The sequence below is a fragment of the Pseudomonas putida W15Oct28 genome (assembly GCF_000708715.2).
Taxonomy (GTDB): Bacteria; Pseudomonadota; Gammaproteobacteria; order Pseudomonadales; family Pseudomonadaceae; genus Aquipseudomonas; species Aquipseudomonas putida_R.
The window spans coordinates 175,767-188,421 of sequence record NZ_JENB01000006.1; the positions used below are offsets into that span (position 1 = coordinate 175,767).

Consider the following 12,655-nt stretch of genomic DNA (forward strand, 5'->3'; position numbering starts at 1 on the left):
GGTTTGCGTTCAGGGCCTACAAACCGAGCGCGGAACCGAGGTTGTACATGACCTCCAGGGCTATCACCGCACCGTCGCCACTCACTGGCGCGCTGGGGTTGTAGAAGTTGTCCGGGTTGAAGATGTACTGCACGCTGGGCTCCAGTGCGAGGTTGCGGGTGACTTGCCAGTGCGTGTTGAGCTCGATGCGCGATACACCGCGGCGCGTACGCTCATCGTTACCGGTAGCCAGCAGGCGTGCATGCTCTTGCCAGGCTGCCTGGCGCGCCCCCAGGCGCAGGTAGCTGGCCTTGAGGTTCAGCGTGTCCTGCGGCCGACCGAACGGGCCAAGGCGGGTCACGCCGACTTCGGCGAAATGCGAAAACGGCTGCATGTCATCGGCGCTCCAGGACCAGGCGCCAAACACCTGCCAACCCCGCTCGGGTATGGCGGCCTCGCCTTCCCTGGCCAACGTCTGGCGGAACTTGAACAGCAGCCCATCGCTTCCCCTGCGCAAGCGGCCGTCCATGGGGTCGATCTGTTCGCCGGTGTTGTGAAAACCGTTCAGTTCGTAATGGTACGCATACGGGGCCTGGGTGAAATCCGCTTTCGCCCCTACCCCGGCCAGCCAGGTGACACCGCTGGCGTCACCCGGGTCCCAGTCAAACCCCTTGGTACGTTTGAAGTAGTGCTGGGGGTTGGACTCGAACACCCCGCTGTGCAGGTAGTAACCTGAATCGAAACGGTATCGGGCGTAGCCACCCCAACTGCCATAGGGGTACGGCAGGATACCGGTGGAGTTATCGATGACCGGGTCGTTGCAGGTGATCACGTTTTCACAGTTGGACATGTAGAAGTGCTGACGGGCATTGCTGCGGCCCACTGCCAGTTCCAGGCGGTCCTGCAACAGGCGCTGGTTCCAGGTGAAGCGGGCCAGGTAACCGGTATCGATGTCGTTGTGCATCGGTGCCCCGGCAAAGAAACCCCCGGCCTTGCCCTGCCAACTGCCCTGGGCGGGCTGCCCTTCACCCCGCATGAACGGGAAGAACACGTACTGCAAACTGAACGATGCCCCGGCGATGTTGGCCAGTGCGTCAAGGTCGCCCTCGACACCGGCAAACACGTTGCCGCTGTTGGCATAGTGGTAGGGGTCGGGGCCGGTATCCAGGTTTTTCACCGACAGGTTCCACACTTGCAGGTCAAGCTTGACCGCCTCCTGTGCGTCGGCAGCACACGCGAAGGCGGTCAATGCAATGGACAAGGCGGTAACGCGAACGCCAGGCACCCAGGTGCCGCTCGGTTGAGCATTCATGATGCACTCTCTGTTTTTGTTGTTATGAAGTGCGACCTGAAACTACCGCTTCAGGAAGTCGCGCCAGGTGCATCGCAAGGGCTGTGCCAGCCCCCTGGACGCGGCCAAACGCACTGTGCCATGGGGTTTTCTCAACGGAACACGTGACCGGGCTTGATCAAATTGATCCGCTTTGATCAAGCTCGATGATCAACTCACCCCTGCCCGTGTGCCTTCAGGCGGTAGGCCAGTTGCGGGCGGCTGATGCCCAGTTGCCGTGCGGCGGCGGACAAGTTGCCATTACAGGCCTGCAACACCAGCCGGTATTCTTCCAGCTGCTGGTTGTGGATAGCGTGCTTGAGCTCGGCCATGGGTGAGCCCTGCGGGTCAGGCTCGCTGGCCGCTTTGCACAGGCTGCCGTCACCGCCCACACCCAGCCCGGTGCGGGGCGCCTGCTCACCAGAGGGGAACAGGTGCTGGGTGCGGATGGCCGCTTGCCCGGGCGCCGCGATCACCCCGCGCTCCACCAGGTTTTGCAGCTCTCGCACGTTGCCGGGGTAGCTGTAGTTGAGCAGCGCTTCCACGGCCCGGGCACTGAACCCGGTAACCTGCTTGCCGTGCAGTTGGGTGAAGTGTTTGAAAAAGTGCTCCATCAGCAGCGGGATGTCATCCCGGCGCTCGCGCAGCGGTGGCAGGTGAATGGGAAACACGTTCAGCCTGAAGAACAGGTCTTCGCGGAAGGTGCCACGGGCAATTGCCTCGCGCAGGTTGGCGTTGGTTGCAGCAATCACCCGCAGGTCGACCTTGATCGGCCTGTTGCCCCCCACCCGCTCGATTTCCCCCTCTTGCAAGGCGCGCAGCAGCTTGGTTTGGGCGCTCATGCTCAACGCCTGGATTTCATCCAGGAACAGCGTGCCGCCAGAGGCCCGTTCGAAGCGACCGGCACGCGCCTGCGTTGCGCCGGTGTAGGCGCCTTTTTCGGCACCAAACAGCTCGGCCTCCAGCAGGCTTTCCGGCAAAGCTGCACAGTTGACGGCCACCAACGGCTGTTGCGCGCGCGGGCTGAGCCGGTGCAGCGCCTTGGCGAACACCTCCTTGCCCACCCCCGATTCACCGCTGAACAGCACCGTGGCACGGGTGGGTGCCACTTGCGCAATTTGATGACGGGCAACGCTGAACGCAGCAGAAATACCGACCATGTCGTCCTGCAGCGGCAAGCTGCTGGCCGTGCAGGCAGGCTGTACCGCCTCGCCCTCGGATGGCGACCAGATCGAGTTCATCTGAATGAAGTGCGATGGGTCCCAGTAGCGCTGCTCGGCGCCGTGCTCATGGTCTGGCAAACGATCTGCCGTGTCACCGACAATCCGGCAGCAGCGGCCGCCTGCGGCCACGCATTCGACCTCGCGGTACACCACCAGCTTGCCGATAAAGGCGCTGGCATAACCCGCCGCATAGCCCAGGGTCATCCAGCACGCAGCCTCGTCGCCAACCCCGTAGTGGGCGATGTGCTCATGGGCTTCACGCGAATCGTGCCACAGGTATTCGCCGTGGAAGTGGCCGCGTTCGATGTCCAGGTCAAGGTCGACCGTTTCCACCCGCACCACACCCTGCAACGCATGCAGCCGGCCGCCGGCGATGAACGAGCTGCGCTCGTCCGAGGCCGGCCAGCGCTTGCGTACCAGCGCGGCATCCTGGCTGCCCGCAGAATAGCCGATGCGCATCAGGATACGCCGCGCGCCTTCGCGCCCCACGCTTTCGATCAACTCGCGGCGCAAGGCACCCAGCGCGCTGGCGTGCAGCATGACCATGCTCTGGTCATCCAGCCAGATACGCGCATCTTCATCCGAAAACCGCAGGTAGCGACGCAGGTCGGCCGGGGTCGGGCTGCTGGTTTCATAGGCCTGGGGGGCCCGAGACACGGTTTCGCGGGGTGCCACGGTGGATGAACGACTCATACCTTCTCCTGTTGTTCTTGTTCTGCGCAGGCGCGGTGCTACGCGATGGCGAGGCCGTCATTTGATCATCAACTTTTGCCAGCTTGATCAACAAAGATCAAGGCTTGCGCCGCTGCAGCCCCCGCTCACAGCCCTGCATTAAAGGGCTTGGTGCCGCCCTGCGTGATTGGCCTGGCGTTTGCTATCACCTGCTGGCGGACGCCTTTGAACGTCGCGTAATCCAATAACAATAATCATGCAGGAGATACACCATGCGCCGCTGGTTCTCTTCCTACGAAAACCGCTTGCTGTTCGTGCTCAGCCTCAGTTTCGGTTTTGTTTTCTTCGACCGTAATGCCATGAGTTTCCTGGCCCCCTTCGTGGCCGCCGACCTGTCCTTGAGCAACACCCAGATCGGCTTGCTGGTATCTGCCTTGTCATTGACCTGGGCACTGTCCGGCTACCTGCTGGGCGCACGTTCCGACCGCAGCGGGCGCCGCAAGCCTTACCTGTTGGTGGCCGTGATCGTGTTCTCTGTGTGCTCGTTCTTCTCCGGGCTGGCCAGCACCTTCTTCATGCTGCTGGCTGCCCGCCTGCTGATGGGGGTGGCCGAAGGCCCGATACTGCCCATCTCGCAAACCCTGATGGCGATGAACTCCACGGCAAGCCGCCGCGGCCACAACATGGGCATCATGCAGAACTTTGGCAGCAACCTGCTGGGCTCTTGTATCGCCCCCCTGCTGCTGGTGGCGATTGCCAGCCACTACCACTGGCGCCTTGCGTTCATCGTTGCGGGCATCCCCGGCTTGATCGCCGCGTGCATGATCTGGAAGTACGTGCGCGAGCCCAAGGAGGCAGTCGTTGTACAGCCCGCTTCGCAGCCCGCAGAAGCGGGCTCGCTGGTAGAACTGCTGCGTTATCGCAACGTCTGGTTGAGCATGCTCATCGCGTGCTTCTACGTGGCCTGGATGGTGCTGGGCTGGGCGTTCATGCCGGTGTACTACATGAACGAGCGGCAGTTCAGCTCTACCGACATGGGCATCCTGATGAGCGTGCTGGGGGCCAGCGCCACCCTTTGCAGTTTCATCGTACCTGCGCTTTCAGACCGCCTGGGCCGGCGCACTGTGGTGGTGGTGTTCTCCCTGATCGGGGCGCTCACCCCGCTGGCTGCGCTGTACTTTCAAGGGCCGTTCTGGATGCTTTGCGCGGTGTTGTTCATCACCTGGTCGGCCAGTGGTGTGGCGCCGATCTTCATGGCTACCATTCCATCAGAAACCGTACCTGTTCATCGCATTGCTGCCTGCGTCGGGCTGGTGATGGGCATGGGTGAAGTGGTCGGCGGCGTGTTAAGCCCCGTGCTGGGTGGCTGGCTGGCGGACCTTCATGGCCTCGGCGCCCCGTTGTTGCTACAGGCAGGGTGCGCAATCGTGGTTGGGGTGTTGGGGTTGGGCCTGATAGAAACCGCCCCGCTGCGCACGGTTGGGCGCAGTAACCTGACGGCGGTGAGCGAATAGCGGTTCAGCGGCTCCGATCCGCGACCTTGGGGCTGCCTTGCAGCCCTTCGCGGCGGTTCGGCGCCCCGACTCGCCCGCTCCCACAGATTACGCGCTCGGTGCAGAAGTGCGCTATCCCTGTGGGAGCGGGCAAGCCCGCGAAGGGCCGCAACGCGGCCCCGAACAGCTCAACTGACTGGGCTTAAGGTAAAGCCCTGCTGAGTGAGCCAACGTCGCAGCATTTTCTGATGTTCGACCTGGTGCCCTTCAAGCACAGCACTGAGCGCCTGGCCAGCGTGTAGCCCGCGAACTATCGACGCCAGCTCCACACCTTGCAAATGCCAAACCCCCAGCGGCTGGTCCGCCGTCACCACAACCTCGGCTTCATCCACCAGCCCGTCACGCAGCACCGGCTGCCGCGCCACTCGCACCGCCCGCCAGTCCGCGCCCAGGTGCAGCGGCTGGGCATCCGGCCAACCGTGGCGCCGGGCCCAGAACGGTTGCCCCGCCCGGCGTTGCTCCTGGGCATAGAAGTCCCGGCCAATGCGGGCAAAGCGCAGGAACAACTGCTCGATCCGCTGCTGATGAAACTGGCGCGCCAACCCTGCGCGTTCGGGTTTACGCAGCAAGGTGTTGATCACCACAGGCGCCTGCAGTGCCGACGACAGCGACTGGAAAATACCGTTCCCCGAAAGGGGGTCAACCGCCATGGCCGCATCACCTACCCGCAGCCAGTCTTCCCCGACGCAATCGCCCGCCAAAATTGCCGTGCTGCTGCGTGCATGCACCTGCGCCGGCTCCAGCGCTCGCGTACCGAACAGTTCAGCTACAAGAGAACTCTGACCTCGGCGCTCAGCGCAGTAGGCGGCCAGCTCGGACTTGCCCGGCAACCCGGCGGCGTCCAGCGTGACTTGCCAGTAACAGCGGCCATCCTCCAGCCGCGCCATCCACGCCCAGCCATCCTCCAGGCTCTCCACTGCCGAGGCAGGCGCCGCGGGGCTACCCTGCCAGGCATTGAGCAGGCTGACGGTTTCCGGCCCGCGCAGGCGGTCCGCAGCCAGCGGTGCCTGACGGCCTCGGGCCTCGACTAGGAAATCAGCGATCAGTACCTGCCCATCGTCCAGACGAACACGATGGCCGCCCTCGTGCACGACCTCACGCACACGCCCCTCGAGCACACTCACGCCTGCACGCTGAAGGTCGTCGCGCAGCGCCCGGTCAAACCGCTGTCGATCCAGCAGAAATTCCTGGTTCATGTGCAGGTGCTGGCCATTCCAGTGCACCTGCCGGGTGGCCGGCATGGCCGCCTGGCTCAAGGCCCCGCCAAGGCCCGCATGACGCAAGCCCTCGAGCACCCGCTGCGACACCCCTTCCACTGCCGCAAAACGGCGCCACTGCGACACCACCGTCACGGTGTAGCCCAGCCGCCGCAGGCCGATGGCCGTGGCAGCACCTGCAGGGCCGGCGCCCAGCACCACAATGCGCGGTTCAGCCATGGCTGGCACCCCGCCGCTCAGGGCCGATGAACGTCGCGTGATCGCGCAACCAGTCATGGATCTGCTGGCGATCCATACCCGGTTCGTCACGTAGCAATGCCGCAACCCTCCCGCTCAAAGCCGCACAGCCCAGGCTCGCGCCCGCTCTGCCACCCTCCCCCACATAACCACCAAAGTCCGCCTGCCGGGTGCCAAGCCAGGCCCACTGGCCGGGCGCGCAACGCGCATCACCGGTAATCCTGAGCACCCCGGGATAGCTGGCCGGGTACACCGGCCCACCCTGTGCCGGGCTGGATGCACACAAAAGCACACCGGCAGCCAGCGCTTCGGCACAGGCCTGGTGCAGCACAGGCCGGTCCTGCTGCAAGCCGAGGCTGAGGTTGACCAGCGTAGCCCCCGCCTCCACCAGCCACAGCAGCGCCGCAGCCACCTGCAAGGCACTGGTGCTGGCCTGGGCACTGAACACCTGGGCCACCAGCACCGGCATCGGCCCAGCCTCACGTTGCAAGCTGGTAAGTACCGCGCTGCCATGCCCTAGCTGGTCGGGCAGTATTTCTCCTTCACGCAGTTGGCCGTCCTCCAGCCAGAAACGCCGGGCGCCGAGCAAACCGCCGGCCTGTTCCGGCGAACAGCCACTGTCGATGATGCCTACGCGCAGGTCAGTGCCCATGCTTGATCACCTCCTGCGGCAGCACCTGCAACCGGCCGTCATGCAGCTGCAAGTGCAGGTCGGCATCAGCCAGGGTCGAAGCCCGGTGGCTGATCAGGATGCGCGTGCGGCCGGCGAACAGTTGGTCGATGGCCGCGATCACTTCGCGCTCGGTGGCTTCGTCCACTGCCGAGGTGGCCTCGTCCAGCACCAGAATCGCCGGGGCTTGCAGTACCGCTCGGGCGATGGCGATGCGTTGCTTCTGGCCGCCGGACAACTGCTGGCCCCGCTCGCCCAGCAGGCCGTCCAGGCCCAACGGCAGGCTTTCGACCAGGCTGTCCAGCCGTGCCAGGCGCACTACGCGCTCCAGCTCGGCACGGCTGGCTTCCGGCACGCCGTAGGCCAGGTTTTGCGCCAGCGTGCCACGGAACAGCACGATGTCCTGGCTGACAACGGCTATACGACGGCGCAGCGCGGCCAGGTCCAGTTCGCGCAGGTCGGTGCCATCCAGCAGAATGCGCCCGGCGTCCGGGTCGTAGAAGCGCTGCAACAGGTCGATCAGGGTCGACTTGCCCACCCCCGAAGCACCGCTGATGGCCACTTTCAACCCGCCCGGCACGCACACCTGCACGTTGTTCAGCACGGCACCTTGCCGCCCTTCATGGGCAAAGCTCAACGCCTCCAGGCGCAATTCGCCCGGGCCGTCCGGAATGGGTTGCGGGTTGGCCGCCGGGCGCACGGCCACGGCCTCCCGCTTCAGTTCCATCACCCGCCCCAGGCTCACCGCCATGCGCTGCACCGCCACGTACAGGCCCAGCAGGCTCTGCACCGGGCCTACCGCCATGCCCATGTAGGTGGAAAAAGCGATCAGCGCACCCAACTGCCAGGTTCCCTGGATCACCCACCAGCCGCCCACCAGGAACGCGCAAGCGCGGCACCAGGAAGTGAGCGTGCCGGGGATGGCCTGGGTGAAGAATTCGGTCACCTGTACCTTCAGCAACTGACGCATGTAACCCTGGCCAAGCTGATCCAGCCGCCCTGCCTCGCGGCCTTGCTGGCCGGCCGCCTGAATGAACTTCATCGCCGGCAAGGTCTCGACCAGGAACGACGACACATCCGCCGAACGCTCGCGCAGGTTGCGCACTTCACGCTCCACCTTGCGCCGCATCCAGCGCAGCCACAGCACCTCGATCGGCACCAGCAGCGCCAGCAGCAGCGACAGCTGCCACGACAGCATCAGCATCAACGCCACCGCGCCCACCAGGCCAATCACCGCCGACACCGCCGAGAACAGCGAATCCACGGCAAAGCGCTGGATCTCCGCCACGTCGCCGTCCAGCCGCGAAAGAATGTCGCCCATGCGCCGCCGCCCATAGAACGTCGGCGACAACTGCTGCAGGTGGCGGTAAAGGTCATCACGCAGGGCAAACAGGATGCGCCCCGACAGGCGCGTATGCAGGTAGCGGTTGACCCCGGCCAGCACCGTGCCCAGCAGGCCCGCGCCGATCATGATCGCCGCCATGTGCCAGAGGGTCTGGTAGTCCTTGGCCAGCAGCCCCTCGTCGATCAGCGTCTTGACCAGCCAGGGTTGCGCCAGCGCCAGCAGCGATGCGCCCAGCGACAAGCCCAGCAGCAAGCCGATGGCGCGCCGATGGGGGCGCACGAAACCATACAGCCAGGCCAACGCCTGGCGCATGAGGACAGGGTCGCTGGAGTCCACCAGCCTTGCGAACAATGGGCCCATGGTTCAGCCGCGCAACTGTTTGAGCTTGCGGTACAGCGTCGCCCGGCTGATCCCCAGTGCCTCGGCCGCGGCCGAAACATTACCCTGGTGGCGCGCCAGGGCGCCGCGAATCAATTCCAGTTCGTTGTCCTTGAGGCTGCCGGAGGGCGCCGTGCCACTGGCCAGTTCGTCCAGCAGGCAATCGGTGAGGTGGTCCAGGGTCAGCACCTGCTCGCCGTCCTCGCGCATGGCCAGCGCCGTGCGCACGACCATTTCCAGCTGGCGAATGTTGCCCGGCCAGTCGAAGCCTTCAAGCAATGTGGTCAACGCCGGGTCGAGGGTTACGCCACGGGCATCGGACTTGTCCAGCAGGCCCTGGATAATGGCGGCCAGGTCATCGCGTTCACGCAGCGCAGGCAAGCGCAACGACACACCGTTGACCCGGTAGTAAAGGTCTTCGCGAAAGTGCTGTTCTTGCACCAGGCGTTTGAGGTCGCGGTGGGTGGCGCAGATCAGCGCCACATCAATGTCCTGTTCGTCACCCGCCCCCAACGGCGCCACCCGGCGCTCCTGCAATACCCGCAGCAGGCGCGCCTGCAGGGCCAGCGGCATGTCGCCGATTTCGTCAAGGAACAGCGTGCCACCATGGGCCTGCATCAGCCGCCCGACCATGCCGCCCCGGCGCGATCCGGTGAAGGCACCCTCGCGGTAGCCGAACAGCTCGGATTCGATCAAGCCTTCGGGGATGGCTGCGCAGTTGACGGCCACAAACGGTTTGTCGGCCCGCGGGCTAGCCTGGTGCAGAGCCCGGGCGACCACTTCCTTGCCGGTACCGGTCTCGCCCAGCAGCAGCACCGGCAGGCCATTGCCCAGCCCCTGGCGGGCCATGCGCAGGTTGCGCGTCAGCCGTGGGTCGCCACCGGCCAGGGCGTCGAGTGCCGGCGACTGCTTGCTCAGCGTCGGCTTGCTGGCCGGCGCGCTGCCATTGACCCGACCATGGCGCGGCAGCTGCAAGGCACGGAAATAGAACTCGCCCTTGGCCGTCTGCACACTGCTCACCCCACCCTGCCACAGGCGTGCGATGAACGCAGGTGACCGCTCGCCGAGCAGGTCCGTGCTGCGCCGGCCAATCAGCTCATGGCGCGGCACCTGCAACAACTGGCAGGCACTGTCGTTGGCGGCCTGTACTTCGCCGTCCAGGCTTAACGCCAACAGGCCATGCCAGGCACTGTTGAGGTACTGCGGGCGGCTGTGGAAGGCCAGCACCAGTTGGTCCGGGTGGCACAGGCCGAACATGCGGCTTTCGATGTTGCCGGCCGCCAGCATCAGCGTCGACAGGCTGTCCTGCGGTTGCGCCATCACCCCTTCGCGGGTGATGTCGAGTACACCGATCACCTCGCCACGCGGGTCTCGCAGGGGCACCGAGGTGCAGGAAAACGGGCTGAGGCGGTCGAGGTAATGTTCACCGCAGTTGATCAGCGTCGGCCGGCCTTCCACCACGGCGGTGCCGATGGCATTGGTGCCGCGCAGCGACTCGCTCCAGCAACTGCCCGGGTGCAGGTCGCGCAGGCCCTCGCGGCTTAGCACGTGGGTCTGGCCTTCGATGGCCAGCACGTTGGCATGGGCGTCGCCGAGGATGACGATGCCCGCCTTGCCCTGGCGTGCCACCAGGTAGTCCAGTTCCGGGGTAACGGCGTCGACCAGCAGGCGGTTGCGCTCCAGCAGCATGCGCAGGTCATGGCCCTGCTCCAGGCCCAGGCCGACCTGTTCGCCCTGCAGGCAATCCAGACCATGGCCCAGGCTGCGCCGCCAGGAGGCGTCGATCTCATCGCGGAGCATGCCCAGCGGCAGCTCGCCTTCGCTGGCCAGCTTCAAGCGGGCCTGACGGGATTCGTGCAGCGGGTCGTGGGCGTTTGTTATGAGTTGTCGCGCCATTTTCTACTCCGGCTGTGCCCTGCAAGATGGCGGGGTACGGGCTTGGGAATTTTCCGCAGTGTGCGGGAGAAAAGGCTGGGCGTCATCTGATTGATGGGGTGGGGGGGGATGTCGTGGATCGCCGGGTGTTCGGCTGAAGTTTTGTGTGGGCGCATGAATCGAGCGCAGGGTGTTCGGCTCAGGTTATTTGTGGGCGCATGAATCGAGCGCCGCCCGCGCGGCGCATCGCGACGCAAGGCCGCTCCCACATTTGTTGCAACGTGCCGAACCTGTGGGGGATGGGTTGCCGGCGTTGCTCGTTACCTGAAAACTGGCGCTGCCCCCTGTAGGAGCGGCCTTGTGTCGCGAGCGGGCTGCAAAGCAGCCCCGGGATGTCAGCCATGATGCACATATCGCCGGGGCTGCTTTGCAGCCCTATCGCGACACAAGGCCGCTCCTACAGAGACCGCGTGATCTCAAGATCGGCGCTGTATTTCTTAAAGTGGGCTAGCCAGCCCTCTCACAGTCAACTGTTGCCCCTCCACTCCATCTAACAGCGCCTCCACCACCGCCTTGGCCGAGTCCAGCCCATGGTCATTGCTCAACAGCAGATCACGACAGGTCCCCTTGGCCAGTTCCAACGCCTTGAGGTTGGTGGCAAAGGCCCCTTTGAGCAGCGTGGACAGGTGCACCAGCGCATCTTCGTAGTCCACCCCAGAACGCACGGCAAACAGCGGAGGATGGCTGCATTCGCAGGTCGAGAAACTGGAGGACGCCGTGGTGGCGCGGGCGGGGGGATCAGGTAAGCCTTTTGTCATTGTGTCGCTCCTTGATTCACTGGAGCCGCCACACAACGTGACCAAACGAATGGGTGGCGACTGTACGCGGGTTGGTCAACCGGGAATCAAGGAAACCGGCGCGCACGGAGGCGCCCCACGCACAGCCGCCATAAAACGAAACAGCGGGCACAAAAAAAGCGCCAACTGTATCGCAGAGCGGGCGCTTGTGCGCCTTGATGATTGCGGGTGACCAAACCCGGCTGCTGGATTGACAGCAGCGGGGAAAGACTACCGATGTCAGGGAGGGGTTTCAAGCTGAGGGTATACGCAGTAACACTTCTGTTGCCTGATCGCACTCCTGGCCGGCTGCTGCGGTCAATGTGGGAGCGGCTTTGTGTCGCGAAAGGGCCGCAAAGCGGCCCCAGGATATCAGCCGTGATGCACATATCGCCGGGGCTGCCTTGCAGCCCTTTCGCGACACAAGGCCGCTCCCACATTGACCGTGCAGGTGCTGTTGAATCTGCTTCACGGCTGCTGATTCTGGCTCAGGTACTTGTCCACCGTTGCCTTGCCATCCGCTGGATCCCCCGCCACCTGCCACAACCGCCGTTCAATCCCCTGGGCCAGCAAGTGCCCTACCGCTGACTCGATCGCCGACAGCACGCACAGCTGCGCCGGTTCGTTGGTGGTGTAGCCCACTTCGGCTTCCAGCAGCTTCTTGAACTCGATGAACTTGAACACCCCGGCACTGCGGCCAACCGAGTAGATGGTCTTGCTGGTCATCACGTTGGCCAGCACCTGGCCGGTGCGTACGTCCACGGCGCGCAGGTTCACGGTTACCTGGTCCACCCGGTACTCGCGGGAAATGTCGATACCCAGGTAGCGGGCGCCCTCGCCGCCGCTGCGCACGTTGGTGTCGTAGGCGATGATGCCGCCCTCCAGCATCAGGTTTGCAGCCTGCAGCGGGGGCAGCTCGCCCATGATGTTTTCGGCTACATCAGGCTTTTTCTGCGAAGCACGGATGATCTTGCGCTCGGTCAGCAAGTTTTGCAGGCCTTCACGCTCCAGCACCACGAACCAGCCGCTGGCACTCAGGGCGTCCATCAGCATGCTGGCCGCGCCCTGGGTGACGCTGGTGGAGAACGAGCTGGCCGGGGTGGGCTTGTATTGCCCGGTCTGGTCGCGGAAGCCGTACACCACGGCCATCAGCCGGCCTTTGGGCCGTGGCATGTTGATCAGGTCGTAGTAGGTCGAGGCCCGAGGGGTCAGGGTCGGGGTTTCCGAGTCCTGTTCGGCCGACATGGGTTCGCGCAGGCTGCAACCACTTTGCAGGCCCAGGGCGGTGAGGATCAGCAGCGTGCTCAGCAGACGTTTCATGGTGTTCTCTCCCCAACATA

Annotated in this window: 9 protein-coding genes; 1 reads left to right on the forward strand and 8 read right to left on the reverse strand. The window is 64.6% G+C overall.

Features of this window, described 5'->3' with window-relative positions:
• Positions 1-16: 16 nt before the first annotated feature.
• Positions 17-1,291 (reverse strand): carbohydrate porin, encoded by a 1,275-nt coding sequence (locus AK81_RS05975; RefSeq protein WP_043197468.1) that lies wholly within the window; start codon positions 1,289-1,291, stop codon positions 17-19.
• A 194-nt stretch (positions 1,292-1,485) separates the two neighbouring features.
• On the reverse strand, positions 1,486-3,225 hold the full coding sequence (locus tag AK81_RS05980; protein ID WP_043197471.1) for a sigma-54-dependent Fis family transcriptional regulator: 1,740 nt from the start codon (positions 3,223-3,225) through the stop codon (positions 1,486-1,488).
• Positions 3,226-3,476: 251 nt separating this feature from the next.
• Between AK81_RS05980 and AK81_RS05985 the strand changes: the two genes are divergently transcribed.
• Positions 3,477-4,718, forward strand: coding sequence for an MFS transporter (locus AK81_RS05985; RefSeq protein WP_043197473.1), 1,242 nt, complete (start codon positions 3,477-3,479; stop codon positions 4,716-4,718).
• A gap of 167 nt (positions 4,719-4,885) precedes the next feature.
• Here the strand turns inward: AK81_RS05985 and qhpG are convergent, their stop codons facing one another.
• From qhpG to AK81_RS06015, 6 genes are all read right to left on the reverse strand, one after another.
• A complete protein-coding gene (gene qhpG / locus AK81_RS05990; protein ID WP_043197513.1) occupies positions 4,886-6,193 on the reverse strand; it encodes a flavin-dependent monooxygenase QhpG in 1,308 nt (435 codons plus the stop codon).
• Positions 6,186-6,863, reverse strand: a complete 678-nt coding sequence (qhpE, locus tag AK81_RS05995; protein ID WP_043197476.1) for a subtilisin-like serine protease QhpE — start codon at positions 6,861-6,863, stop codon at positions 6,186-6,188. Before qhpE ends, qhpG begins: the two co-directional genes overlap by 8 nt.
• Positions 6,853-8,586, reverse strand: a complete 1,734-nt coding sequence (locus AK81_RS06000; RefSeq protein ID WP_043197478.1) for an ABC transporter ATP-binding protein — start codon at positions 8,584-8,586, stop codon at positions 6,853-6,855. The genes qhpE and AK81_RS06000 overlap by 11 nt, the downstream gene beginning before the upstream one ends.
• Positions 8,587-8,589: 3 nt before the next feature.
• Complete coding sequence (locus tag AK81_RS06005; RefSeq protein WP_043197479.1) at positions 8,590-10,500, reverse strand: sigma-54-dependent Fis family transcriptional regulator; 1,911 nt, start codon at positions 10,498-10,500, stop codon at positions 8,590-8,592.
• A gap of 476 nt (positions 10,501-10,976) precedes the next feature.
• A complete protein-coding gene (locus AK81_RS06010) occupies positions 10,977-11,213 on the reverse strand; it encodes a hypothetical protein (protein ID WP_028613865.1) in 237 nt (78 codons plus the stop codon).
• Positions 11,214-11,783: 570 nt separating this feature from the next.
• Positions 11,784-12,635: a CsgG/HfaB family protein gene (locus AK81_RS06015; protein WP_043197480.1), complete on the reverse strand. Its 852-nt coding sequence runs from the start codon at positions 12,633-12,635 to the stop codon at positions 11,784-11,786.
• Between the last annotated feature and the right edge of the window lie 20 nt (positions 12,636-12,655).

What these genes read in the sequence shown, in the direction of transcription:
- AK81_RS06000 (WP_043197478.1), bottom strand. Translation starts at nt 8,586, where the DNA reads ATGGGCCCATTGTTCGCAAGGCTGGTGGACTCCAGCGACCCTGTCCTC.
- AK81_RS05975 (WP_043197468.1), bottom strand. Translation starts at nt 1,291, where the DNA reads ATGAATGCTCAACCGAGCGGCACCTGGGTGCCTGGCGTTCGCGTTACC.
- AK81_RS05985 (WP_043197473.1), top strand. Translation starts at nt 3,477, where the DNA reads ATGCGCCGCTGGTTCTCTTCCTACGAAAACCGCTTGCTGTTCGTGCTC.
- qhpG (WP_043197513.1), bottom strand. Translation starts at nt 6,193, where the DNA reads ATGGCTGAACCGCGCATTGTGGTGCTGGGCGCCGGCCCTGCAGGTGCT.
- AK81_RS06015 (WP_043197480.1), bottom strand. Translation starts at nt 12,635, where the DNA reads ATGAAACGTCTGCTGAGCACGCTGCTGATCCTCACCGCCCTGGGCCTG.
- AK81_RS05980 (WP_043197471.1), bottom strand. Translation starts at nt 3,225, where the DNA reads ATGAGTCGTTCATCCACCGTGGCACCCCGCGAAACCGTGTCTCGGGCC.
- qhpE (WP_043197476.1), bottom strand. Translation starts at nt 6,863, where the DNA reads ATGGGCACTGACCTGCGCGTAGGCATCATCGACAGTGGCTGTTCGCCG.
- AK81_RS06005 (WP_043197479.1), bottom strand. Translation starts at nt 10,500, where the DNA reads ATGGCGCGACAACTCATAACAAACGCCCACGACCCGCTGCACGAATCC.